19 protein-coding genes and 2 rRNA genes are annotated in these 23795 nt (G+C 69.1%); 19 read left to right on the forward strand and 2 right to left on the reverse strand.

Features of this window, described 5'->3' with window-relative positions; all coding sequences use genetic code 11:
• The first annotated feature begins 220 nt into the window (after nucleotides 1-220).
• The 10 genes from AMYNI_RS0131275 (at nucleotide 221) to AMYNI_RS0131320 (ending at nucleotide 12377) form a co-directional block, all read left to right on the forward strand.
• Nucleotides 221-3345 (forward strand): 23S ribosomal RNA (locus AMYNI_RS0131275).
• 87 nt (nucleotides 3346-3432) lie between these two features.
• A 5S ribosomal RNA gene (rrf, locus tag AMYNI_RS0131280) occupies nucleotides 3433-3549 on the forward strand.
• A gap of 94 nt (nucleotides 3550-3643) precedes the next feature.
• Nucleotides 3644-5206, forward strand: a complete 1563-nt coding sequence (locus AMYNI_RS0131285; protein ID WP_026361181.1) for a hypothetical protein — start codon at nucleotides 3644-3646, stop codon at nucleotides 5204-5206.
• The gene (locus AMYNI_RS0131290) at nucleotides 5199-6203 is read left to right on the forward strand and encodes an HAD-IIA family hydrolase (RefSeq protein WP_020672044.1); all 1005 of its coding nucleotides are present in this window, start codon (nucleotides 5199-5201) and stop codon (nucleotides 6201-6203) included. The genes AMYNI_RS0131285 and AMYNI_RS0131290 overlap by 8 nt, the downstream gene beginning before the upstream one ends.
• A gap of 59 nt (nucleotides 6204-6262) precedes the next feature.
• Nucleotides 6263-6460 carry a hypothetical protein gene (locus tag AMYNI_RS0131295; RefSeq protein ID WP_040407489.1) on the forward strand — a complete coding sequence of 66 codons (198 nt, stop codon included), beginning with the start codon at nucleotides 6263-6265 and terminating at the stop codon, nucleotides 6458-6460.
• A 3-nt stretch (nucleotides 6461-6463) separates the two neighbouring features.
• Nucleotides 6464-7288, forward strand: coding sequence for a TlyA family RNA methyltransferase (locus AMYNI_RS0131300; RefSeq protein ID WP_026361183.1), 825 nt, complete (start codon nucleotides 6464-6466; stop codon nucleotides 7286-7288).
• Nucleotides 7285-8202, forward strand: coding sequence for an NAD kinase (locus AMYNI_RS0131305; RefSeq protein WP_020672047.1), 918 nt, complete (start codon nucleotides 7285-7287; stop codon nucleotides 8200-8202). The genes AMYNI_RS0131300 and AMYNI_RS0131305 overlap by 4 nt, the downstream gene beginning before the upstream one ends.
• A gap of 92 nt (nucleotides 8203-8294) precedes the next feature.
• A complete protein-coding gene (gene recN, locus AMYNI_RS0131310; protein ID WP_020672048.1) occupies nucleotides 8295-10121 on the forward strand; it encodes a DNA repair protein RecN in 1827 nt (608 codons plus the stop codon).
• Between the two features lie 127 nt (nucleotides 10122-10248).
• Nucleotides 10249-11433, forward strand: a complete 1185-nt coding sequence (gene steA, locus AMYNI_RS0131315; RefSeq protein ID WP_020672049.1) for a putative cytokinetic ring protein SteA — start codon at nucleotides 10249-10251, stop codon at nucleotides 11431-11433.
• The gene (locus AMYNI_RS0131320; RefSeq protein ID WP_020672050.1) at nucleotides 11430-12377 is read left to right on the forward strand and encodes a copper transporter; all 948 of its coding nucleotides are present in this window, start codon (nucleotides 11430-11432) and stop codon (nucleotides 12375-12377) included. Before steA ends, AMYNI_RS0131320 begins: the two co-directional genes overlap by 4 nt.
• A 70-nt stretch (nucleotides 12378-12447) precedes the next feature.
• Here AMYNI_RS0131320 and aroA read toward each other — a convergent pair whose 3' ends face one another.
• A complete protein-coding gene (aroA, locus tag AMYNI_RS0131325) occupies nucleotides 12448-13737 on the reverse strand; it encodes a 3-phosphoshikimate 1-carboxyvinyltransferase (RefSeq protein ID WP_026361184.1) in 1290 nt (429 codons plus the stop codon).
• Between the two features lie 81 nt (nucleotides 13738-13818).
• Here aroA and AMYNI_RS0131330 point away from each other — a divergent pair, with 81 nt between their 5' ends.
• The 9 genes from AMYNI_RS0131330 (at nucleotide 13819) to recQ (ending at nucleotide 23310) form a co-directional block, all read left to right on the forward strand.
• Nucleotides 13819-15519: a CTP synthase gene (locus AMYNI_RS0131330; protein ID WP_040406106.1), complete on the forward strand. Its 1701-nt coding sequence runs from the start codon at nucleotides 13819-13821 to the stop codon at nucleotides 15517-15519.
• Nucleotides 15516-16145, forward strand: a complete 630-nt coding sequence (locus tag AMYNI_RS0131335; protein ID WP_020672053.1) for an NUDIX domain-containing protein — start codon at nucleotides 15516-15518, stop codon at nucleotides 16143-16145. The genes AMYNI_RS0131330 and AMYNI_RS0131335 overlap by 4 nt, the downstream gene beginning before the upstream one ends.
• A gap of 285 nt (nucleotides 16146-16430) precedes the next feature.
• A complete protein-coding gene (gene xerD / locus AMYNI_RS0131340; protein WP_020672054.1) occupies nucleotides 16431-17375 on the forward strand; it encodes a site-specific tyrosine recombinase XerD in 945 nt (314 codons plus the stop codon).
• A gap of 145 nt (nucleotides 17376-17520) precedes the next feature.
• Nucleotides 17521-18501 (forward strand): ParA family protein, encoded by a 981-nt coding sequence (locus tag AMYNI_RS0131345; protein WP_026361186.1) that lies wholly within the window; start codon nucleotides 17521-17523, stop codon nucleotides 18499-18501.
• Nucleotides 18498-18917: a hypothetical protein gene (locus tag AMYNI_RS0131350; RefSeq protein ID WP_020672056.1), complete on the forward strand. Its 420-nt coding sequence runs from the start codon at nucleotides 18498-18500 to the stop codon at nucleotides 18915-18917. Before AMYNI_RS0131345 ends, AMYNI_RS0131350 begins: the two co-directional genes overlap by 4 nt.
• Nucleotides 18917-19873, forward strand: a complete 957-nt coding sequence (locus tag AMYNI_RS0131355; protein ID WP_020672057.1) for a segregation and condensation protein A — start codon at nucleotides 18917-18919, stop codon at nucleotides 19871-19873. The genes AMYNI_RS0131350 and AMYNI_RS0131355 overlap by 1 nt, the downstream gene beginning before the upstream one ends.
• On the forward strand, nucleotides 19870-20649 hold the full coding sequence (gene scpB / locus AMYNI_RS0131360; RefSeq protein ID WP_020672058.1) for an SMC-Scp complex subunit ScpB: 780 nt from the start codon (nucleotides 19870-19872) through the stop codon (nucleotides 20647-20649). Before AMYNI_RS0131355 ends, scpB begins: the two co-directional genes overlap by 4 nt.
• Complete coding sequence (locus AMYNI_RS0131365) at nucleotides 20639-21388, forward strand: pseudouridine synthase (RefSeq protein WP_026361187.1); 750 nt, start codon at nucleotides 20639-20641, stop codon at nucleotides 21386-21388. Before scpB ends, AMYNI_RS0131365 begins: the two co-directional genes overlap by 11 nt.
• A 98-nt stretch (nucleotides 21389-21486) precedes the next feature.
• Entirely contained in the window at nucleotides 21487-23310 is a 1824-nt protein-coding gene (gene recQ, locus AMYNI_RS0131370) for a DNA helicase RecQ (protein ID WP_020672060.1), read from the forward strand.
• A 4-nt stretch (nucleotides 23311-23314) separates the two neighbouring features.
• Here recQ and AMYNI_RS0131375 read toward each other — a convergent pair whose 3' ends face one another.
• Nucleotides 23315-23782, reverse strand: coding sequence for a hypothetical protein (locus AMYNI_RS0131375; RefSeq protein ID WP_020672061.1), 468 nt, complete (start codon nucleotides 23780-23782; stop codon nucleotides 23315-23317).
• Nucleotides 23783-23795 lie beyond the last annotated feature (13 nt).

The following is a 23795-nucleotide window of genomic DNA, read 5'->3' on the forward strand; positions in this document are numbered from 1 at the left end:
TGGAACTACTGGTTGATGCCGGCGTCTGGTGATGCCTGCGCGTGTGAGTACTGGCCCTTTGGGGTCGTGGAAAGCGTGATGCGGGGTTGGTGGGTGTTGGTGTTCATTGGCATGCTGTTGGGTCCTGAGGCAACACGCCTTGGGGTCATCTGATCCTTCGGAGTTGTTGTTTCGTGGGTGTGGTGTTTGAGAACTGTAGAGTGGATGCGAGCATCTTTGTGGTCAAGTTGTTAAGGGCACATGGTGGATGTCTAGGCTTCAGGAGCCGATGAAGGACGTGGGAGGCTGCGATATGCCTCGGGGAGCTGTCAACCGAGCTGAGATCCGAGGATTTCCGAATGGGGAAACCCAGCACTCGTGATGGAGTGTTACCCGCATCTGAATATATAGGGTGTGTGGAGGGAACGCGGGGAAGTGAAACATCTCAGTACCCGCAGGAAGAGAAAACAACCGTGATTCCGTGAGTAGTGGCGAGCGAAAGCGGATGAGGCTAAACCGTATGCATGTCAAGTTGTCAGGCGTTGTGTGTGCGGTGTTGTGGGACCCAGCGTGAAGATTCTGACAGGTCTTCGGATGCGCGCCATGGTTAGCGGAACACTTTGGGATAGGTGACCGGAGTGGGTGAGAGTCCCGTACGCGAAAGCTGTGGTTTGTGTGTTTGTTTGGTGTTCCCGAGTAGCAGCGAGCTCGTGGAATTTGCTGTGAATCTGCCGGGACCACCCGGTAAGCCTAAATACTTCCTGGAGACCGATAGCGGACTAGTACCGTGAGGGAAAGATGAAAAGTACCCCGGGAGGGGAGTGAAAGAGTACCTGAAACCGTGTGCCTACAAGCCGTCAGAGCATGGTGACATGTGATGGCGTGCCTTTTGAAGAATGAGCCTGCGAGTTAGTGCTGCGTGGCGAGGTTAACCCGTGTGGGGTAGCCGTAGCGAAAGCGAGTCTGAATAGGGCGAATGTAGTCGCGTGGTCTAGACCCGAAGCGGAGTGATCTACCCATGGCCAGGGTGAAGCGACGGTAAGACGTCGTGGAGGCCCGAACCCACTTAGGTTGAAAACTGAGGGGATGAGCTGTGGGTAGGGGTGAAAGGCCAATCAAACTCCGTGATAGCTGGTTCTCCCCGAAATGCATTTAGGTGCAGCGTCACATGTTTCACATCCGGGGTAGAGCTACTGGATGGTCTAGGGGCCTTACCGGGTTACCGAAATCAACCAAACTCCGAATACGGGTGTGTGAGAGTGTGGCAGTGAGACGGCGGGGGATAAGCTTCGTCGTCGAGAGGGAAACAGCCCAGAACACCAGCTAAGGCCCCTAAGTGTGTGCTCAGTGGGAAAGGATGTGGGATTGCCCAGACAACCAGGAGGTTGGCTTAGAAGCAGCCACCCTTGAAAGAGTGCGTAATAGCTCACTGGTCAAGTGGTCCTGCGCCGACAATGTAGCGGGGCTTAAGCACACCGCCGAAGCTGTGTCATTGACACAAGAGATCCGCTTCAACGTTCGCGTTGTTGTGTAGTCGTGTTGATGGGTAGGGGAGCGTCCTGCATCCAGGGAAGCCACGGTGTGAACCAGTGGTGGAGGGTGTGGGAGTGAGAATGCAGGCATGAGTAGCGAAAGCAGAGTGAGAAACTCTGCCGCCGGATGACCAAGGGTTCCTGGGCCAGGCTAATCCGCCCAGGGTAAGTCGGGACCTAAGGCGAGGCCGACAGGCGTAGTCGATGGATAACGGGTTGATATTCCCGTACCCGTGTATGTTCGTCCCTGATGAGGCGGTTGATACTAACCACCCAAAGCATCATGGTGAAGCCTTCGGGTGGAGTTGTGGTGTGGAGCGTGGGATCTGATTCCGTAGTAGTCAAGCGATGGGGTGACGCAGGAAGGTAGCTCCGCCAGTGAATGGTAGTACTGGTGTAAGCGTGTAGGAGGAGGTATAGGTAAATCCGTACCTCGTATACTCTGAGACGTGATGCGTAGCCGTTGAGGTGAAGTAGGGTGATCCTATGCTGCCGAGAAAAGCCTCTAGCGAGAACATGTACGGCCCGTACCCCAAACCAACACAGGTGGTCAGGTAGAGAATACTAAGGCGATCGGGTGAACTGTGGTTAAGGAACTCGGCAAAATGCCCCCGTAACTTCGGGAGAAGGGGGGCCAAAGCACTTGAAGCCCCGTGCGGGCTAGGGTGAGTTGGCCGCAGAGACCAGCGGAAAGCGACTGTTTACTAAAAACACAGGTCCGTGCGAAGAAGCAATTCGATGTATACGGACTGACGCCTGCCCGGTGCTGGAACGTTAAGAGGACCGGTTAACTCCCTTTGGGGGGTGAAGCTGAGAATTTAAGCGCCAGTAAACGGCGGTGGTAACTATAACCATCCTAAGGTAGCGAAATTCCTTGTCGGGTAAGTTCCGACCTGCACGAATGGCGTAACGACTTTCCGGCTGTCTCAACCACAGGCCCGGCGAAATTGCACTACGAGTAAAGATGCTCGTTACGCGCGGCAGGACGGAAAGACCCCGGGACCTTTACTATAGTTTGGTATTGGTTTTCGGTTCGGCTTGTGTAGGATAGGTGGGAGACTGTGAAGGCATCACGCTAGTGGTGGTGGAGTCAATCTTGAAATACCACTCTGGTCGAATTGGGAATCTCAACCTCGGACCATGATCTGGTTCAGGGACAGTGCCTGATGGGTAGTTTAACTGGGGCGGTTGCCTCCTAAAGAGTAACGGAGGCGCCCAAAGGTTCCCTCAGCCTGGTTGGCAATCAGGTGTTGAGTGCAAGTGCACAAGGGAGCTTGACTGTGAGACTGACGGGTCGAGCAGGGACGAAAGTCGGGACTAGTGATCCGGCACCACCTGGTGGAAGGGGTGTCGCTCAACGGATAAAAGGTACCCCGGGGATAACAGGCTGATCTTGCCCAAGAGTCCATATCGACGGCATGGTTTGGCACCTCGATGTCGGCTCGTCGCATCCTGGGGCCGGAGTAGGTCCCAAGGGTTGGGCTGTTCGCCCATTAAAGCGGCACGCGAGCTGGGTTTAGAACGTCGTGAGACAGTTCGGTCCCTATCCGCCGCGCGCGTAGGAGACTTGAGGAAGGCTGTCCCTAGTACGAGAGGACCGGGACGGACGAACCTCTGGTATGCCAGTTGTCACGCCAGTGGCATGGCTGGTTAGCCACGTTCGGAAGGGATAACCGCTGAAGGCATCTAAGCGGGAAGCCTGTTCCAAGATGAGGTCTCCCACCCCTTTGTGGGTTAAGGCCCCCAAGAGACCATTGGGTTGATAGGCCAGAAATGGACGCACCGTGAGGTGTTATCGAGTTGACTGGTACTAATAGGCCGAGGACTTGCCCACAAACATGCTACGCATCCGCTCTACAGCTCTGAAACACCACACCACCCCGCAGCAACTATGTGGGCGGGGTTGTGGTGTTGATAGAGTTACGGTGGTCATGGCGGCAGGGAAACGCCCGGTCCCATTCCGAACCCGGAAGCTAAGCCTGCCAGCGCCGATGGTACTGCACCCGAAGGGGTGTGGGAGAGTAGGACACCGCCGAACACCCTTTCCGAAGGGCCCGCTAGGGTTGCCAGTTGGCTCCCTAGCGGGCCTTTCGTGCGTCTGAGGTATTTTTCATGGGTCAGTAGGAGGCCAGGTGTCCGAGTTCGGTCGGCGTAACTCAGAGGATGACGCCGAGTCCGCTCGCCCGCGTCGGGATTCCGGTCCCCGCGGCGACCGGCCGGACGGAGCACGTGGCGGCCAGCGCGGCTCGTCGCCGGATCGGCGGCAACCCCCCAAGGACCGCGGGGGCGCGGGCAGGCCGCGGCGCGACGACCGCGGCACCGGCCGGCCGGCCGGCGGCTCCGATCGTGGTGACAGAGGCGACCGGGGCCGTGGCGACTCGCCGCGTGCCGGCGGTGACCGCCAGGGCCCGCGCAAACCCTTCACCGGTGGCCAGGATCGCCGTGGCGGCGACCGGCAGGGCGCACCACGGGACGACCGGCGCTCCGGCTCGTCGCACGGCGGTTCGAAGGACAGGCCCGCCTGGAAGGACCGGGACAGCCGGGACAGTGCTGCCCGTCCGGATCGTGGCGCCCGCAGGGACGGCCCGCCGCGCGACGACCGGCGCGGTGCGCCCAGGGACGATCGGCGCGGTGCGCCCCGTGACGACAAACGCGGCGGCTCCTGGGGCGACAAGCGCGGTACGGCCGCGAGGAACGACCGTGGCAGCGGCGGTCCCCGCGACGATCGGCGTGGCACGCCGAGGGATGACCGGCGTGGCGGCCCGCGTGACGATCGTCGTGGCAGCGGGTCGAGCAGCGGGTCGAGCAGCGGGTCGAGCAATGGGCCGAGGGACGATCGCCGGAGTGCTCCCGGCGCCGACAAGCGCGGCGGGGATCGTTTCGAGCGGCGCACCGACGACCGCCGTCCGGAACGGACCGGCGGCGACCGGCGCGACTCCCGGCCTCCCCGCTTCGAGAGCCGCCCTGACCGTCCGGTGGACGACAAAACGCTGGCCAGGGAACTGCTCGAAGCACCAGAGCTGCCGGAGGGCATCGAGTTCTCGGACCTGGACGCCGAGGCGCGCCAGGAACTGCGCACCCTGCCGAAGGCATTGGCCGAGACGGTCGGCAAGCACCTGGTCGCCGCGGGCGGCCTGATGGACGAGGACCCGGAAGCGGCGCTCGAGCACGCCAAGTACGCGAAGGCGAAGGCATCCAGGGTGCCGATCGTGCGCGAAGCCCTCGGACTGGTGGCCTACCACGCCGGCAACTGGGCGGAAGCCCTGTCCGAGCTGCGCGCGGTCCGGCGGATGACCAGGACCGACGCGCACGTGGCCATCATCGCGGACGCGGAACGCGCGCTCGGCCGTCCGGAACGCGCGCTGGACCTCGCCAAGGAGGTCAACACCGGCGCGCTGCCGAAGGACATCCAGATCGAGCTCCGGATCGTCGCCGCCGGTGCCCGCCGGGATCTCGGGCAGGTCGACGCCGCGGTGGTCTCCCTGCAGGGCGCGGATCTCGACGCGGCCAAGCGCGAGCCGTGGAGCGGCAGGCTGTTCTACGCCTACGCGGACAATCTGGCCGCCGCCGGCAGGCGCGAAGAGGCCGTCCAGTGGTTCCTGCACGCCGTCGAGGCCGACCAGGACGAGGAGACGGACGCCGCCGAACGCGTGGCCGAACTCGCCGAGGACGGCCCGGAAGACACCGATGAGTGACTCGCTGCTGGACAGCTACGACGCACTGCTGCTCGACCTGGACGGCACGGTCTACCACGGCGTCAACGTGATCCCCGGTGCCGCCGAGGTGCTGGAGACGGCACGGGAGCGCGATGTCCCGGTCCGGTTCGTCACCAACAACGCCTCCAAGGCGCCGGTGGCAGTGGCCGAGCACCTGCGCGCGCTGGGCGTCGCCGGGGTGCCGAGTGAGGTGAACACCAGTGCGCAGGCCGCGGCCGGAGTGCTCCGGGACCGGGTCGCCGTCGGCGAGACGGTGCTCGTGGTCGGTACGGACTCGCTGGCGGCCGAGGTCGCCGCGGTCGGCCTGAAACCGGTCCGCACCGTGCGCGCGGGCCGGGAAGGCATCGCCGCCGTGGTGCAGGGTCACTCGCCGGACACCGGCTGGGCCGACCTCGCGGAGGCCTGCCTGGCGATCCGGGCCGGTGCGCTGTGGGTGGCCTGCAACGCGGACGTCACGCTGCCGGCCGAGCGCGGCCTGCTGCCCGGCAACGGTGCCATGGTGGCGGCCCTGCGCGCCGCGACCGGTACCGAGCCGGCGGTGGCGGGCAAACCGCAGACTCCGCTGTTCGAGACCGCCGCGGGATCGGCCGGTGCGAGCCGCCCGCTGGTCGTCGGCGACCGGCTGGACACCGATATCGCCGGCGCGGTGGCGGCCGGGATGGACGCGCTGGTGGTGCTCACCGGCGTGGCGACCCCGGCCACCCTGCTGGCCGCGGTTCCCGCCGAGCGGGCCCGCTACCTCGCCGCCGACCTGAGCGCGCTGACCGAGCCGGCCGAACTGCTCGCGATCGGGCCGCAGCCGGGCTGGCAGGTGCACGCCGAGGACGGTGCACTGGTGGCCACCGGTGACGGCGCCGCGGACGCCACGGCGTTGCTGCGGGTGCTCTGCGGGGTGGCATGGCAGACCGGCGTGACTACCGTCCGTGCGAGTGGCGATCACGCTGCTGCGGCATTGGTGGAGCTGGCCCTCACCTGACTGCCACCCCATGGCCGCGGATCGGTTAGCGTTGGGGGGTGCAGGAGCAGAACGACCCCATGCCGCGACCGGTGCCCGGCCCCCCGCCCGGTGCCGATCAGGCCCAGCCGCAGCGGACCGACCCCAGGGCCGGGATCGACGAGGCGGTGGCCGGCCTGGACGAGCTGGACCAACTGCCGCTCGCCGAGCACGTGGAGCGGTTCGACGCGGTGCACACGGAACTCACCGTGGCACTGTCCAGCATCGACAAGGTGTGAATCATGCCCCGTAGGGCGCGTCTCGACGCCGAGTTGGTGCGGCGGGGCCTCGCCCGGTCCAGGGAACACGCGAGCACGCTGATCGGCGACGGCAAGGTGCTGGTGAACGGCATGGTGGCCGGTAAACCGGCGACCGGGGTGGAAGCCGGGGCGCCGATCCTGGTGCGCGAGGCGGACGATCCGAACTGGGCTTCGCGGGGGGCGCACAAGCTGCTCGGCGCGCTCGAAGTCTTCGGCCCCGCCGGTCTTTCGGTGACCGGGAAACGCTGCTTGGACGCGGGCGCCTCCACCGGCGGGTTCACCGATGTGCTGCTCCGCGCCGGCGCCGCCACCGTGTTCGCCGCGGACGTCGGACGCGGGCTGCTGGACTGGCGGCTGCGGACCGACGAGCGCGTGGTGGTGCTGGACAAGACCAACGTGCGCAACCTCGCCCCGGAGCGGCTCGGCGGCCCGGTCGACCTGGTGGTCGGGGACCTGTCGTTCATTTCGCTGCGCCTGGTGCTGCCCGCGCTGCTGGCCTGCTCGGCCGGTGGCGCGGATCTGGTGCCGATGGTGAAACCGCAGTTCGAGGTTGGCAAGGAACGGCTCGGCAGCGGCGGGGTGGTGCGCGACCCGGAGCTGCGGGCCGCTGCCGTGCTGGAGGTGCTGGCGGCCGCGGCGGAGCTGGGGCTGGCCACCCGCGGTGTGGTCGCCAGCCCGCTGCCGGGACCGTCCGGCAATGTCGAATACTTCATCTGGTTGCGGCACGCGCCGGACGAGTCCACTGTGGACGGCGTGCAAGACGTCGAGGGACTCGTCCGAGCCGCGGTCGCGGAAGGGCCACAGTGACCGGAAATCGTGAGGTGCTGCTCGTCGTGCACCCGGACCGGGATACCACCAGGGATGCCGCGCGAGCGGTGGCCGCGCGGTTCGAAAAGGCCGGCATCCGGCTGCGGGTGGTGGACGAAGAGGTGCGCGACCTGATCGAACCGGACGGGGGGATCGGCGCGCCGTGCGTGGTGGTGGCGCCGGAGGACAACCCGGCGGCCGGCACCGAGCTGGTGTTCGTGCTCGGCGGTGACGGCACCCTGCTGCGCGCGGCCGAACTGGCGAGGCCGGCCGGGGTGCCGGTGCTCGGGGTGAACCTCGGCCGGGTCGGCTTCCTCACCGAGGCCGATTCGGAGGCGCTCGACGACGCGGTGCACCGGGCGGTGGACGGGCACTACCAGGTCGAAGAGCGGATGACCATCGACGTGATGGTGACCGTGGACGGGTTCGAGGTGGCCCGCACCTGGGCGCTGAACGAAGCGAGCGTGGAGAAGAGCTCACGCGAGCGGATCCTGGACGCGCTGATCGAGGTGGACGGCAGGCCGGTCTCCTCGTTCGGCTGCGACGGGGTGCTCTGCGCGACCCCCACCGGCTCCACCGCCTACGCCTTCTCCGCCGGCGGGCCGATCATCTGGCCCGACGTGGAGGCGCTGCTGGTGGTGCCCAGCAACGCGCACGCGATGTTTTCCCGCCCGCTGGTGGTCTCCCGCAACTCGGTGATCACGGTCGGCATCGACCCTGACGGCTCGTCCGCGGTGCTGACCTGCGACGGGTTGCGGCACATCGAGCTGCCAAAGGGCGCCAGGGTGCAGGTGGTGTGCGGCCGGGTGCCGGTGCGGCTGGTCCGGCTGTGGAACGGGCCGTTCACCGACCGGCTGGTGCACAAGTTCTCGCTGCCGGTGAAGAGCTGGCGGGAGCGGCACGCCAGGGAATGACCGGTCCTTTTGCCTCTGGACGGCGAAGGTAATGGACTGTTCATCGCGATACGGGCAGCGGAAGGTCGGGGTGGACCGCTACGGTTGGCGTCGTGCTGGCCGAGATGCGTATTCAGGGCCTTGGCGTGATCGAGGACGCCCTGCTCGAGTTGCACCCGGGATTCACGGTGGTCACCGGGGAGACCGGCGCCGGTAAGACGATGGTGGTCAGCGGCCTGCATCTGCTCTCGGGTGGCCGCTCGGAGGCGTCCAAGGTGCGCACCGGCTCCGGCAAGGCGGTGGTCGAGGGCCGGTTCGAACGGGTGGGCGCCGAGCAGGCGATCCGGATCATCGGGGACTCCGGCGCGGACATCGACGAGGACGGCAGCGTGATCGCGCTGCGTTCGGTCGGCTCCGACGGCCGGTCGCGGGCGCACCTCGGCGGCCGTTCGGTGCCGGTGGGCGTGCTCGGCGAGCTCGCCGAGCAGCTGCTGGCCGTGCACGGCCAGAACGATCAGCTCCGGCTGCTGCGCCCGGCCGAGCAGCGGGCGGTGATCGACCGGTTCGCCGGGGACGCGGTGGCCGAGCCGCTGGCCGAGTACCACGCCGTCCGCGAACAGTGGCTGCGGGTGGTGGCCGAGCTGGCCGAGCGCTCCAGCCGCTCGCGGGAACTGGCCCAGCAGGCCGATCTGCTGCGGCACGGTCTGGACGAGATCGCCGCGGTGGACCCGAAACCGGGTGAGGACACCGAACTTGCCGAGCAGGTCAACCGGCTGGCCGCGGTGGACGAGCTGCGGGCCGCGGCCACCGGCGCGCAGGCCGCGGTGTCCGGTGGCGCGGACGCCGACCCGGACCTGCCCGGCGCGCTCGGCCTTGTCGGCGAGGCGCAGCGGCGGCTGGCCGGTGCCGAGGACGCCGTGCTGCGCGAGCTGGCGCCCCGGCTGGTCGAGGCATCGGTACTGCTCTCCGACGTCGGTGCCGAGCTCGGTCACTACCTGGACGCGCTGGACGCCGATCCGGAGCGGCTGGAGCAGGTGCTCGCCAGGCAGTCCGACCTCAAGAAGCTGACCAGGAAGTACGCGGCCGATGTGGACGGGGTGCTCGCCTGGGCGGAGGACGCCGGCACCCGTCTCTCCACAATGGACACTTCGGAGGAGGCGCTGGCCGCGCTCGCCGCGCAGCGGGACGAGCTGGCCACCCGGCTGGCCGGGCACGCGGCCGTGCTGTCCAAGGCCAGGACGGCCGCGGCGAGCGAGTTGGCGGGAGAGATCACCGCGGAGCTGTCCGGGCTGGCGATGGGCCAGGCCGAGATCGAGGTGACCGTCCGCCAGCGCCGCGCGGAGGAGTCCGATCCGCACGCGCTGTTGGTCGACGGTGCGCTGGCACATGCCGGCCCGGAAGGCGTGGACGACGTCGAACTGCTGCTGCGCGCGCACGGCGGCGCGCCCGCGCTGCCGGTGCACAAGGCGGCCTCCGGCGGTGAGCTGTCCAGGGTGATGCTGGCCATCGAGGTGGTGCTGGCGCACGCGGACACCGTGCAGACCCTGGTGTTCGACGAGGTCGACGCCGGGGTCGGCGGCAGGGCCGCGGTGGAGATCGGCAGGCGGCTGTCCAGGCTCGCCCGCAGCCACCAGGTACTGGTGGTCACCCACCTGCCCCAGGTCGCCGCCTTCGCGGACCGGCACCTGGTGGTGGACAAGGGCACCGCGCAGGGCATCACCCGCAGCGGGGTGCGCGTGCTCGAGCAGTCCGAGCGGGTGCTGGAGCTGGCCAGGATGCTGGCCGGAATGGACGGTACCGAGACCGGCCGGGCCCATGCCGAGGAGCTGCTCGCCGTGGCGGAGACCGACAAGGCGGCCGCCACCCCGAAAAAACGGTCCGGAGCTGCGCGCGCGACGAAGAAGAAGGGTGGCGCGAGAGCGTCCGGGCGGGTCAGCTGACCCGCCCGAACCACACCTTCGAGTGAGCTTGTCCGCCTAGCAGCTTTGTCCGGGCACGACAAGAGGTAAGCCGTCCCTTCGGCGTGGCGGACGCATCAACAGGTGTCCATTTGTCACCATCAGTGCCATGAAGCTCACCGGCCTGCTCACGAAGAACAACGAAGCCCTCCCGGGTATCACCGGGGTGGCCAGGGTTGATCGCCGCACCCGGGAGCTGCTGCGCCGGATCGGGCCCGGTGACGTCGTCGTGCTCGACCAGCTCGACCTCGACCGGACCACCGCGGACGCGCTGGTCGCCGCCGAGGTCGCCGGTGTGGTCAACGCGTCCCCGTCGATTTCCGGGCGGTTTCCCAACCTGGGGCCGGAAATCCTGCTCGGCGCGGACATCCCGCTGATCGACGGGGTCGGCGGCGACGTCCTGCGCGGCATCAAGGACGGCAGCAAGGTCCGGTTGCACGAGGGCGGGATCTACCTCGGTGAGCGCCAGGTCGCCTCGGGCACGGTGCAGACGCGGGAGAGCGTCGCGGACCAGATGATCGAGGCCAAGGCCGGGATGTCCAGCCAGCTGGAGGCGTTCTCCGCGAACACCATCGAGTTCCTCCGCCGCGAGCGCACGCTGATCCTGGACGGGGTCGGCGTGCCCGAGGTGCGGGTGCAGCTCAAGGACCGGCACGTGCTGGTGGTCGCCCCCGGCAAGGGGCACGTGCACGATCTGAAGCAGCTCAAGAAGTACATCGCCGAGCACCGGCCGGTGCTGGTCGGGGTGGACGCCGGCGCGGACTCGCTGCGGGCGATGGGCTACCGGCCGGACATCATCGTGGGCGACCCGCTCGGCATCGACGCGGACACGCTCAAGAGCGGCGGTGAGGTGGTGGTGCCGGCGCAGCCGGACGGGCACGCGCCGGGCGTCGGCCGCATCCAGGACCTCGGCATCGGCGCGGTCACCTTCCCGGCATCGGGCAACTCGGAGGACCTCGCGCTGCTGCTGGCCGACGCGCACCAGGCGAGCCTGGTGGTGACCGTCGGGTTCCAGGCCACCCTGCGCGAGTTCCTCGACCACGGCCGGTCCGGCTCCAACCCGTCCACCTTCCTCACCAGGCTGAAGCTGGGCACCAAGCTGGTGGACGGCAAGGCGGTCGCGACCCTGCACCGCAGCCGGGTGTCGGTCGGCTCGATCGTGCTGCTGGTGGTGGCCGCGATCGTGGTCGTGGTGGCCGCGCTGCTGGTCTCCGACGTCGGCGACGTCTACCTCGACTGGGCCGGGGACACCTGGAATTCGTTCGCAAGCTGGGTCAAGGGGCTCTTCACGTGATTTCGTTGCGCTACCACATCGTTTCCATCGCCGCGGCGTTCCTGGCGCTGGCCATCGGGGTCGTGCTCGGCTCGACGGCGCTGAACGGTTCGCTGCTTTCCGGGCTCTCGGACGAGAAGAGCAATCTGGGCAACCAGGTGGCCGACCTCGAAGCCCAGCGCAACGCGCTGAACGCCAGGCTGGCCGACGCGGACTCGTTCGCCGGCGCGATGGGCCCCAAGGTGGTGCAGGGCGCGCTGGACAAGCGCTCGGTCGTGCTGATCACCACCGAGGACGCCAAGCCGGCGGACCGGGACGCGCTGCGCGACCTGGTCGGCCAGGCCGGTGCCTCGGTGACCGGCGAGGTCCAGTTGACCGAGGCCTTCGCGGATCCGGCGAAGGCCGACCAGCTGCGCCAGGTGGTGACCAGGCTGCAGCCCGCCGGGGTGCAGTTCCCCACCGCGGGTGACCCCGGCACCCTCGCCGGTGCCCTGCTCGGCTCGGTTTTGCTGCTGAACAAGGATTCCGCGCAGCCGCAGTCCACACCGGACGAGCTCGCGGCCGCGCTCGGCGGGCTCACCGACGGCGGTTTCGTCCGGCCGAGCCAGGGCGTGAAACCGGCCCAGCAGGCCATCGTGCTCACCGGCGGGCAGGCCACCGGGGACGGCGCGGGCGACCGGGCGGCCACCGTCGCCCGGTTCTCCACCCAGCTCGACCGTGCCGGGGCCGGCACCGTGCTCGCCGGCGACCCGGCGTCCGCGGAGGGCACCGGCGCGGTTGGCAACGCGCGCGCGGACACCTCCTCCACCTCGATTCTGTCCACTGTGGACAACGTGGACACGGCGGCCGGCCGGGTGACCGTGATACTGGCGCTGCGCGAGCAGCTGGACGGCAAGGCGGGCCGCTACGGCATCGCCGGCAACGCCGAGGCACCCGCCCCCGGCGTCGACCAACCCGGCAGCTGACCCCCCAACATGCCGTGAAGGGCCCCTTGCCTACCTTCAAAGTAGGCAAGGTGGCCTTCACGGACCGGGGTCAGGAGTGCAGCAGGGTGGTCCAGGCGTCGACGAAACCGGGGAAGGTCTTGCCGACGGTGGCCGGGTTCTCCACCTGGACGCCGGGCACCCGCAGGCCGAGTACCGCGCCCGCCATCACCAGGCGATGGTCGTCGTAGGTGTGGAACTCGCCGCCGTGCAGCGGGGCCGGGGTGATCCGCAGGCCGTCTTCGGTCTCGGTCACGTCGCCGCCGAGCCCGGACAGCTCGGTGGCCAGCGCGGTCAGCCGGTCCGTCTCGTGCCCGCGCAGGTGCGCCACCCCGGAGATGACCGACGGGCCGTCCGCGAAGCACAGCAGCGCGGCGATCACCGGGGTCAGCTCGCCCACCTCGTGCAGGTCCAGGGTGACGCCGGGGATCTCGCCGGTGCCGGTGACGGTGAGCCCGTCCGCGCCGAGCTCCACCCGCTGGCCGAGTTCGGTCAGCAGGCTCCGCAGCCAGTCACCCGGCTGCGTGGTGCGTTCCGGCCAGCCGGTGACTCGGACCGTGCCGCCGGCCGCCACCGCCGCGGCCACGAACGGCGCCGCGGTGGAGAGATCGGGCTCGACGGTGTAGTTCGGGCAGGCCAGCCGAGCCGGGCCGACGTGGAACTCGGTGCCGTCACGTTCGGTCTCCGCGCCGAACCGGCGCAGCAGGTCGATGGTCATCGCGATATGCGGTTCACTGGGCGGTGCCCCGCCGACCAGTCGCACCGTGACACCTTCGTCGAAGGACGGCCCGGCCAGCAGCAGGGCGGAGAGGAACTGGCTGGACGCGGACGAGTCCAGGTCCACCTTCCCGCCGCGCACCCGGCCCTTGCCGTGCACGGTGAACGGCGGCGCGCCGCGGCCGTCGTCCTCGATCTGGACGCCCAGCTCGCTCAGCGCGCGCAGCAGCGGCGCCACCGGCCGCCGCCGGATCGCCTCGTCGCCGTCGAAGCGCACCGCGCGGTTGCCCAGCCCGGCCAGCGCGGGGGTGAACCTGGCGACGGTGCCCGCGTTGCCCAGCGCGACCGCGACCGGGGCGTCACCCTCCGTGCTCAGCGGTGAGATCCGCACGCCGTCCGGGCCCGGCTGGTAGCTCCCACCCATGGCGGCCAGCGCGTCCAGCATGAGCACGGTGTCCCTGGACTCCAGCGGGGTGCGCACCAGCGTCGAGGTGCTGGACAACCCGGCCAGCAGGTAGGCCCGGTTGGTGATGGATTTCGAGCCGGGCACCTGGACTACCGCGTTGAGCGGCCCTGGCGCGACCGGCGCTGTCCAGGTGTTTCGCGGTTCCGCTGGTTCGGGCACGACGCCTCTTTCCTCGATCGGCAGGACTCTCCAGCCGAGGCTACCGAGCGCGCGGCGCCCAGTGCGATAAGGTGGAAGCCCGTGGGACTTCAGCCGCGGACAACCAAGTATGTCTTTGTCACCGGAGGCGTCGCCTCCTCTCTGGGCAAGGGGCTCACCGCCTCGAGCCTGGGTCAGCTTCTGACCGCTCGTGGACTCAGGGTCACGATGCAGAAGCTGGACCCCTACCTCAATGTGGACCCTGGGACGATGAACCCGTTCCAGCATGGCGAGGTCTTCGTCACCGACGACGGTGCCGAGACCGACCTCGACATCGGGCACTACGAACGCTTCCTCGACCGCAACCTCTCCGGCTCGGCCAACGTGACCACCGGGCAGGTGTACTCCGAGGTGATCGCCAAGGAGCGGCGCGGGGAATACCTCGGCGACACCGTCCAGGTGATCCCGCACATCACCGACGAGATCAAGTCGCGGATCATGGCCGTTGCCGAGACCGACGGCACCGGGCTGCAGCCAGATGTGGTGATCACCGAGGTCGGTGGCACCGTTGGCGACATCGAGTCGCTGCCCTTCCTGGAGGCCTGCCGCCAGGTCCGGCACGACGTCGGCCGGGACAACTGCTTCTTCCTGCACGTTTCGCTGGTGCCGTACCTGGCGCCGTCGGGCGAGCTGAAGACCAAGCCGACCCAGCACTCGGTGGCGGCGCTGCGCAACATCGGCATCCAGCCGGACGCGCTGGTCTGCCGGGCCGACCGGGACCTGCCCGACGACCTCAAGCGCAAGATCGGCCTGATGTGCGATGTGGACACCGAGGCCGTGGTCGCCTGCCCGGATGCCCCGTCCATCTACGACATCCCGAAGGTGCTGCACCGCGAGGCGCTGGACGCCTACGTGGTGCGGCGGCTCGGCCTGCCGTTTCGGGACGTGGACTGGACGGTGTGGGGCGATCTGCTCGACCGGGTGCACAACCCCTCGGAAACGGTCCGGGTGGCCGTGGTGGGCAAGTACATCGATCTGCCGGACGCCTATCTCTCGGTGACCGAGGCGCTGCGCGCCGGCGGGTTCGCCCAGCGGGCCAAGGTGGAGATCGTCTGGGTCGCCTCGGACCGGGCCACCACCCCGGCCGGCGCGGCCGCCGCGCTGTCCGATGTGGACGGTGTGCTGGTGCCGGGCGGGTTCGGCGTGCGCGGTATCGAGGGCAAGATCGGCGCCATCAGCTACGCCAGGACGCGGGGCATCCCGGTGCTCGGGCTGTGCCTCGGCCTGCAGTGCATGGTGATCGATGCGGCAAGGAACCTGGCCGGGATCGAGGGCGCCAACTCCGCCGAGTTCGACGAGGACAGTGCGCACCCGGTGATCTCCACCATGGCGGAGCAGCGGGACGTGGTCGCCGGCGAGCGGGACATGGGCGGCACCATGCGGCTCGGCGCGTACCCGGCGAAGCTGAAGGCAGGCTCGCAGGTCGCCAAGGCCTACGGTTCGGGCGAGGCCTCCGAGCGGCACCGGCACCGCTACGAGGTGAACAACAGCTACCGCAAGCAGCTCGGTGCGGCCGGCTTGGTCTTCTCCGGGACCTCCCCGGACGACCGGCTGGTCGAGTTCGTCGAGCTGCCGGTCGAGGTGCACCCGTTCTTCGTCGGCACCCAGGCGCATCCGGAGCTGAAGAGCAGGCCGACCCGGCCGCACCCGCTGTTCAGCGCGTTCGTGCACGCGGCGGTCAAGTACCGCACCGCGGACCGGCTCCCGGTGGAGCTGCCGGAGTCGCCGGTGGGTGCCAGGTGAGCGAACCCGGCAGCCACGAGTTCCGGGTGGCCGCCACCGAGGACGTCTACCTGGGACGGGTCGTCGGGCTGCGGGTGGACGAGGTGGTGATGCCCGGCGGCGGCACCGCGCGCCGCGAGGTGGTCGAGCATCTCGGCGCGGTGGCGATCGCCGCGGTGGACGCCGATGGTGCCCTCACCCTGATCCACCAGTACCGGCACCCGCTCGGGCACCGGCTGTGGGAGTTGCCGGCCGGGCTGATCGACCACGCCGACGAGCTGCCGGTGGAGGCGGCGAAGCGGGAGCTGGTCGAGGAGGCCGGTCTGAGCGCCGGGCGCTGGGAAACACTGGTCGACGTGGCCGCTTCGCCGGGCTTCACCGACGAGGTGGTGCGCGTGTTCCTCGCCCGAGATCTGTCCGAAGTGGACAGGGAGATCCTCGGTGAGGAGGAGGCGGACCTGGTGGTGCGGAAGGTGCCGATGGCCGAAGCGGTCCGGATGGCGCTGGCGGGCGAGCTGATCAACGGGGCCACCGTTGGCGGAGTGCTCGCCGCGCACGCCGTGCTCTCCGGCGTGGCCGAGTCCCGCCCGGTGGACGCCCACTGGCCCGATCGGCCCAGCTCGTTCGCCGCGCGTCTTTCGCGCTGAGCCGCCGGTCAGCCGTCCAGCGGGCGGCCGTCGGCGATGCACCAGAGCGCGCCGGCTCCTGAGGCCGGCACCATGTTCGGCGCCGGCCTCGGGGCCGGGGTCCACGGCGGCGGTGGCGCGTACGGACAGCCTGCCGTCCGAGAAGTGCTGGGCCAGCAGCCGGTTGGCGTCCTCGCGCTCGGCCGTCCCGACCCGCATCGCATCCGGATCGGGCTGGCTCGACATCGGTGCATTTTACCCGCGGATGACCACCCCACCCGGCCGGAAAGTGCCTAGAGTGTGCGCGTGGCGAAGGTCGGTGGTACCAGTCGGGTCAGCGTGGCCGAGGCGGTCGCGGCCTACCTGGACCACCTCGCGGTGGAACGGGGCACCGCGCGCAACACCCTGGACAGCTACGCCCGCGACCTGCGCCGTTACCGCGAGTACCTGGAGCGGGCCGGTATCACCGCGTTCGACGTGATCACCGAGGCCACGGTCACCGAGTTCGGCGCGGTGCTGCGCGAGGGCAGCGAGGAGCACCAGCCGCTGGCCGCATCCTCCGCCGCGCGGGCGCTGGTCGCGGTGCGGGGGCTGCACAAGTTCGCGCACGTCGACGGCCTCACCGAGCACGATCCCGCGCGCGAGGTGCGCCCGCCCGCGGCGGCCAAGCGGCTGCCGAAGGCGCTGCCGGTGGACGACGTGCTGCGGCTGCTCGACATGCCGCCCGCCGAGGGGGACAGGGCGCTGCGGGACCGCGCGCTGCTCGAACTGCTCTACTCCACCGGCGCCAGGATCTCCGAAGCGGTCGGCCTCGACCTCGACGACGTGGACCACGGCGAACGCACCGTGCTGCTCGACGGCAAGGGCGGCAAGCAGCGGCTGGTGCCGATCGGCAGGCCGGCGGTGGAGGCGCTGGACGCCTACCTGGTGCGGGCGCGGCCGTCGCTGGCGGCCAGGGGGCGCGGCACCGCCGCGGTGTTCCTGAACGCGCGCGGTAGCAGGCTGTCCAGGCAGAGCGCGTGGCAGGTGCTCAAGACCAACGCCGAGCGGGCCGGCATCTCCGCCAGCGTCTCGCCGCACACCCTGCGCCACTCGTTCGCGACCCACCTGCTGGAAGGCGGCGCCGACGTACGGGTGGTGCAGGAGCTGCTCGGGCACGCGTCGGTGACCACGACCCAGGTCTACACCCTCGTCACGGTGAACACGCTGCGCGAGGTGTACGCCACGGCCCACCCCCGTGCACATGCTTAGCCAGGAGTTTCCCCGCCCACCTTTCGGGTGGATTTCGGCTATCCATGGGATAAGTAGTGCTCTAGTGCCCGGCGAGCCGCTTTGGCGAGCCTGACAGCGCCGGAATAGTCTGCCGAAGACCCCGCCTACGAGGAGCTTTCGCGCTATGTCGACACCCCAGCCGCCGGCTAGGTTGGCCGCGACCGCAAGTTCCGCCGCAGCGAACCTCAACAATCTCACCATCGCGACCGAGGGTGAGCCAGACATACCGGAGCCAGACGTTCAAACCCGCGGCAAACTGAAGGAAAAGGACAAGGACCGGGTCGGCCCGACCGGCCGGCCGTACCGGGAGATCCCCGAGCCACCGCTGATCGAGCGGCACGGCCCGGCCACGGTCCTGGCGATGTGCAACCAGAAGGGTGGGGTCGGCAAGACCACCTCGACGATCAACCTCGGCGCGGCGCTGGCCGAGTACGGCCGCCGCGTGCTGCTCGTGGACTTCGACCCGCAGGGTGCCCTCTCGGTGGGGCTCGGCATCCAGCCGCACGAACTGGACCAGACGGTCTACAACGTGATCATGGAGCGGTCCGTGGACATCTCCGACGTGGTCCGCAAGACCAGGGTGGAGAACGTCGACCTGCTGCCGAGCAACATCGACCTGTCCGCGGCGGAGGTGCAGCTGGTGGCCGAAGTCGGCCGCGAGCACACTTTGCTCCGGGTGCTTCGTCCGGTGATGAACGACTACGACTATGTTCTTGTCGACTGTCAGCCCTCACTCGGGCTACTCACGGTGAACGCACTGACCGCTGCGGACGGCGTGGTGATCCCGCTCGAGTGTGAGTTCTTCAGTCTGCGTGGGGTTGCGTTGCTGATCGACACCATCGAGAAAGTGCAGGAGCGCCTCAACCCCAAACTGGACATCACCGGGATTCTCGCCACCATGTTCGATCCGAGAACCCTGCATTCGAAGGAGGTCATGGCGCGCGTGGTGGAGGCATTCGGCGACACCGTGTTCGACACGGTGATCAACCGCACGGTGCGGTTCCCGGAGACCACAGTGGCCGGGGAGCCGATCACGAGCTGGGCACCGAAATCGGCCGGCGCGACCGCGTATCGCGCGCTGGCCCGTGAGGTGATCGCCCGGTGAGCAGGCGAGCCTCCCTGCCCGGGGCTTCGGAACTCTTCCGCCTGACCGGCAACAGCCCGGCGTTCGATACCCCGCCCCCGGCCGAGCAGCCCCCGCCGGCGCGGGAGAAGGCCAGCTCGAACGGCCGCAAGGAGCAGCTGCCCCAGAACGGTTCCGCGGCCCGCCGCGGCTCCGGCCGGCAGAAGCACGACGCGAAGATCACCGTCTACGTGTCCGGTGACGAGCTGCTCGCGATGGAGCACGCCAGGCTCGCCCTGCGCGGGTCGCACGAGCTGGTGGTGGACCGCGGGCGGCTGGTCCGCGAGGCGGTCGCGGTGCTGCTCGCCGACTTCGACCAGAACGGCGCGGACTCGGTGCTGGTGCGACGGTTGCGCGGCGGTGGCGTGGAAGCCGAGTCCCCCGGCGCTACGAACTGATGGACCAGCCGGCACCCGGCGAAGGTGAGCCGGAGCCGGTCGAGCGGGAACCCGAGGCGGTGCCCCCGGAGGTACCAGCGGTTCCGGAGGCCAACGCGATCACCGAAGCACTGGCGGACGCCGTGGATGCCCCGGCCGCCGAGGCCGCCGGGGCGTCGCCGAAGTTCAAGGTGCGGCTGGCCAACTTCGAAGGCCCGTTCGACCTGCTGCTGCAGCTGATCTCGCAGCACCAGCTGGACGTCACCGAGGTCGCGCTGCACACGGTCACCGACGACTTCATCGCCTACACCAGGGCGCTCGGCGCGGAATGGGACCTGGACGAGACCACCGAGTTCCTGGTGATCGCGGCGACCCTGCTGGACCTCAAGGCGGCCAGGCTGCTGCCCGCGGCCGAGGTGGAGGACGAGGACGACCTCGCCCTGCTGGAGGCAAGGGACCTGCTGTTCGCCAGGGTGCTGCAGTACCGGGCGTACAAGCAGGTGGCCGCGCTGTTCGCCGAGCTGGAGGCGGGCGCGCTGCGCCGCTACCCGCGGTCCGTGGCGCTGGAGGAGCGGTATCTCGGCCTGCTGCCGGAGGTGATGCTGGGCGTCACCCCGGACAAGTTCGCGGAGATCGCGCTTTCGGTGTTCCGGCCCAAGCCGCCGCCGACCGTCTCGCTGGACCATCTGCACGCCGGCAAGGTGTCGGTCCGCGAGCACGCGGCGGTGCTGCGGCTGCGGCTCGCGGAGAAGGGCACCGCGACCTTCACCGAGCTGGTGGTGGACTGCGCGCACACCCTGGAGGTGGTGGCGCGGTTCCTCGCGCTGCTGGAGCTTTACCGGGAGTCCACCGTGCAGTTCGAGCAGACCGAGGCGCTGGACGAGCTGCACGTGCGCTGGACCGGCGGCTCGGTCGAGCAGGCCGCCGCGGAGGCGGAGCTCGATCGTGCCCGCGTTGAAGATGAGGAGTACGGGTGAGTACCGAAAACACCCACGGCACCGAGGGCGAAGAGCCGATCGTCGACCTGGACGAGCTTTCCGGCTTCGAGAGCTCGGAACCGGTGGCGGACGCGCCCGGCGAGCCGGAAGACGACGCGCCGGTCGAGGCCGAGGCGTCAGAAGCGGCGGAAGCCGAGCCGGAGCCCACCGGGGAGCCAGGGGCCGAGGATCCGGACCTGGTGGCGGTGTCCGCCGAGGACTCGCTGCCCGACGTCACCTCGGACCAGGCGCTGGAGTCCGCGCTGGAGGCGCTGCTGCTGGTGGTCGACTCGCCGGCCAGCGAGGAGTCCCTAGCCGACGCCGTGGTGCAGCCGGTGGCCAGGGTGACCGTGGCGCTGCGCACCATGGCCACCGCCTACACCGAGCGGGCCAGCGGGATCGAGCTGCGTCGGGTCGGCGAGGGCTGGCGGTTCTTCACCAGGGACACCTACGCGCCGTTCGTGGAGAAGCTGCTGCTGGACGGGCAGCGCTCCAAGCTGACCAGGGCCGCGCTGGAGACCCTCGCGGTGATCGCCTACCGGCAGCCGGTGACCAGGGCGCGGGTCGCCGCGGTGCGCGGGGTGAACGTGGACGGGGTGATCAGGACGCTGGTCGCGCGCGGCTTGATCGAGGAGACCGGAACCGATTCGGAGACGGGTGGCACCCTGTACGTCACGACGGAGTTGTTCCTCGAGCGGCTTGGGCTCTCGTCGTTGAACGACCTACCTGCGATCGCTCCCTTGCTACCCGAAGTGGACTCGATCGATGACATCTGAATCCCAGCGCGAACCGGAAGGCGTCCGGCTGCAAAAAGTGCTGGCCAAGGCCGGGGTTGCGTCGCGCCGCGCGTCCGAGGACCTGATCACCCAGGGCAGGGTGACCGTGGACGGCAAGACGGTCCGCGAGCTCGGCCGCCGGGTCGACCCGGACCGTTCGGTGATCCATGTGGACGGCACCAGGGTGATCCTGGACGAGGCACTGGTCTACCTGGCGCTGAACAAGCCGCGCGGAGTGCACAGCACGATGGAAGACGACCAGGGGCGGCCCTGCGTCGGCGACTTCGTGCGGGAGAGCTCGGAGCGGCTGTTCCACGTCGGCAGGCTGGACGCGGAGACCGAGGGCCTGCTGCTGCTGACCAATGACGGCGACCTGGCGCACCGGCTGATGCACCCGTCCTTCGAGGTGGCCAAGACCTACCTGGCCGAGGTGGAGGGCACCGTGCCGCGCGGGCTCGGCAAGCGACTGAAGGCCGGGGTGACGCTGGAGGACGGCCCGGTCAAGGCGGACGAGTTCCGGGTCAAGGACATGCAGGCCGGCCGCACCCTGGTGGAGATCGTGCTGCACGAGGGCCGCAAGCACATCGTCCGGCGGCTGCTGGCCGAGGTCGGGCACCCGGTGCGCAAGCTGGTGCGCACCTCGATCGGCACCGTGCAGCTCGGCAACGGCCGCCCCGGTTCCCTGCGCGCGCTGACCAGGGCCGAGGTGGGTTCGCTCTACCGCTCCGTCGAGCTATAACCGGGGGTCGTGAGTGAAAAGTGTTGCCCCGGCAACCTTTTTCACTCACGACGTCGGGGCGGATCAGGGTTGTCGGCCGGGCTCGCTACCATCGCGCGGTGACCTCCCTCGGAACCGAGACCAGCGACGCGCTGCAGGTGCTGCATCGCGTTTTCGGCTACGACTCGTTCCGGGGAGGGCAGCAGGAGATCATCGAGCACGTCGTCGGCGGCGGGGACGCGCTCGTGCTGATGCCGACCGGCGGCGGGAAGTCGTTGTGCTACCAGATTCCGGCGCTGGTGCGCGAGGGCGTCGGGGTGGTCGTCTCGCCGCTGATCGCGTTGATGCAGGACCAGGTGGACGCGTTGCGCGCGCTCGGCGTGCGGGCCGGGTTCCTCAACTCCACCCAGGACTTCGAGCAGCGCCGCCAGGTCGAGTCCGACTTCCTCTCCGGTGAGCTGGATCTGCTCTACCTGGCGCCGGAGCGGCTCACCGTCGAGTCCACCGTGCGGCTGCTCGAACGCGGCAAGATCTCGTTGTTCGCCATCGACGAGGCGCACTGCGTCTCCCAGTGGGGGCACGACTTCCGGCCCGACTACCTGGCGCTGTCCGGGCTGCACGAGCGCTGGCCGGAGGTGCCGAGGATCGCGCTCACCGCGACCGCGACCGAGGCCACCCACGCGGAGATCGCGACCCGACTGAACCTCGGCGACGCCCGGCACTTCGTGGCCAGCTTCGACCGGCCGAACATCCAGTACCGGATCGTGGGGAAGAACGAGCCGAAGCGGCAGCTGCTGGACCTGCTGCGCACCGAGCATGCCGGAGACGCGGGCATCGTCTACTGCCTTTCGCGGAACTCGGTGGAGAAGACCGCGGAGTTCCTGACCCAGAACGGGATCACCGCGGTGCCGTACCACGCGGGGCTGGACACGCGGACCCGCGCCACGAACCAGGCCCGCTTCCTGCGCGAAGAGGGCCTGGTCGTGGTCGCCACGATCGCCTTCGGGATGGGCATCGACAAGCCGGACGTGCGGTTCGTGGCGCATCTCGACCTGCCGAAGTCGGTGGAGGGCTACTACCAGGAGACCGGCCGCGCCGGCCGCGACGGGCTGCCGTCCACCGCCTGGCTGGCCTACGGGCTGCAGGACGTGGTGCAGCAGCGGAAGATGATCGACACCTCGGAGGGCGACGCCGCGCACCGCCGCCGGCTCGGTACGCACCTGGACGCCATGCTGGCGCTGTGCGAAACCGTGGAGTGTCGCCGGGTGCAGCTGCTGAACTACTTCGGCCAGCAGGGCACGCCGTGCGGCAACTGTGACACCTGCCTGACCCCGCCGGAATCCTGGGACGGCACGGTTCCCGCGCAGAAGCTGCTCTCCGCGGTGTACCGGCTGCAGCACGAGCGGCGGCAGAAGTTCGGTGCCGGGCAGGTGATCGACATCCTGCTCGGCAAGACCACCCCGAAGGTCACCCAGCACAGCCACGACTCGCTGTCGGTGTTCGGGATCGGCACCGAGCTGCGGGACACCGAGTGGCGCGGAGTGGTGCGCCAACTGCTGGCACAGGGCCTGCTGTCCGTCGAAGGGGACTACGGCACGCTGGTGCTCACCGACGCGAGCGCCGAGGTGCTCGGCCGGCAGCGCGAGGTGCGGCTGCGCCGCGAGCCCGAGCGGGTGGCCAGGGCCGCGAAGCCGCGCCGGGCCGCCGAGGCCGTGGACATGCCGGCGGAGGCGGCTCCGGTGTTCGAGCGGCTGCGCGCCTGGCGGGCCGCCACCGCGAAGGAACAGGGCGTGCCGCCGTACGTGGTCTTCCACGACAAGACGCTGCGGCAGATCGCGACCGAGGCCCCGTCGACACTGGCCGAGCTCGGCACGATCAGCGGGGTCGGTGAGAACAAGCTGGCCAAGTACGGCCAGCCGATCCTGGACACCCTCGCCGGCTAGCCCGCTACCATTCCCGCCGGAGGACGCCGCCGTCCTCTTCGCCGTTGTCCTCGTCCTCGTCGTCGGCACGCTCCGACCTGCGGTACGCCGACTGCGGGGCGGACTCGATGACGTCGTCGATCTGGTCGCCCTCCTGGATCATGGTGTACGCGCGGCGCAGGTCCGGCGTGCTGCCGGAAAGCGCGTTGCGCACCTGCGGATCGTCGAGGTGCCGCCCGCCCGCGATGTCCTGCCAGGACAGGTCACCGTCGTCGATGCGCTTCTGCAGCTCGCGAAGCTCCTTGGGCGCGTCCTTGCTCTTGGCGAAGGCCTCGATCTGCTCGATGTCCTGTTTGGAGAGACCGGTCTTCGGGATGTTCCGGTCGACCTCCTTCGCGCGGGAGATCGCCTGCTCCAGCCCTGCCTCGGCGGCCGCCAGCTTCGCCTCGGCGGCCCGGATTTCCGGTGTCTTCCAGGAGTCAGGACCGGTCATGATCTGCCTTTCA

Source organism: Amycolatopsis nigrescens CSC17Ta-90, assembly GCF_000384315.1.
Taxonomy (GTDB): Bacteria; Actinomycetota; Actinomycetes; order Mycobacteriales; family Pseudonocardiaceae; genus Amycolatopsis; species Amycolatopsis nigrescens.

Excerpts from the sequence above, each read along its gene's own strand:
- AMYNI_RS0131290 (WP_020672044.1), top strand. The coding sequence starts at position 5,199 with ATGAGTGACTCGCTGCTGGACAGCTACGACGCACTGCTGCTCGACCTG.
- AMYNI_RS0131365 (WP_026361187.1), top strand. The coding sequence starts at position 20,639 with ATGACATCTGAATCCCAGCGCGAACCGGAAGGCGTCCGGCTGCAAAAA.
- AMYNI_RS0131300 (WP_026361183.1), top strand. The coding sequence starts at position 6,464 with ATGCCCCGTAGGGCGCGTCTCGACGCCGAGTTGGTGCGGCGGGGCCTC.
- AMYNI_RS0131355 (WP_020672057.1), top strand. The coding sequence starts at position 18,917 with ATGGACCAGCCGGCACCCGGCGAAGGTGAGCCGGAGCCGGTCGAGCGG.
- AMYNI_RS0131295 (WP_040407489.1), top strand. The coding sequence starts at position 6,263 with ATGCCGCGACCGGTGCCCGGCCCCCCGCCCGGTGCCGATCAGGCCCAG.
- AMYNI_RS0131375 (WP_020672061.1), bottom strand. The coding sequence starts at position 23,782 with ATGACCGGTCCTGACTCCTGGAAGACACCGGAAATCCGGGCCGCCGAG.
- steA (WP_020672049.1), top strand. The coding sequence starts at position 10,249 with ATGAAGCTCACCGGCCTGCTCACGAAGAACAACGAAGCCCTCCCGGGT.
- AMYNI_RS0131345 (WP_026361186.1), top strand. The coding sequence starts at position 17,521 with ATGTCGACACCCCAGCCGCCGGCTAGGTTGGCCGCGACCGCAAGTTCC.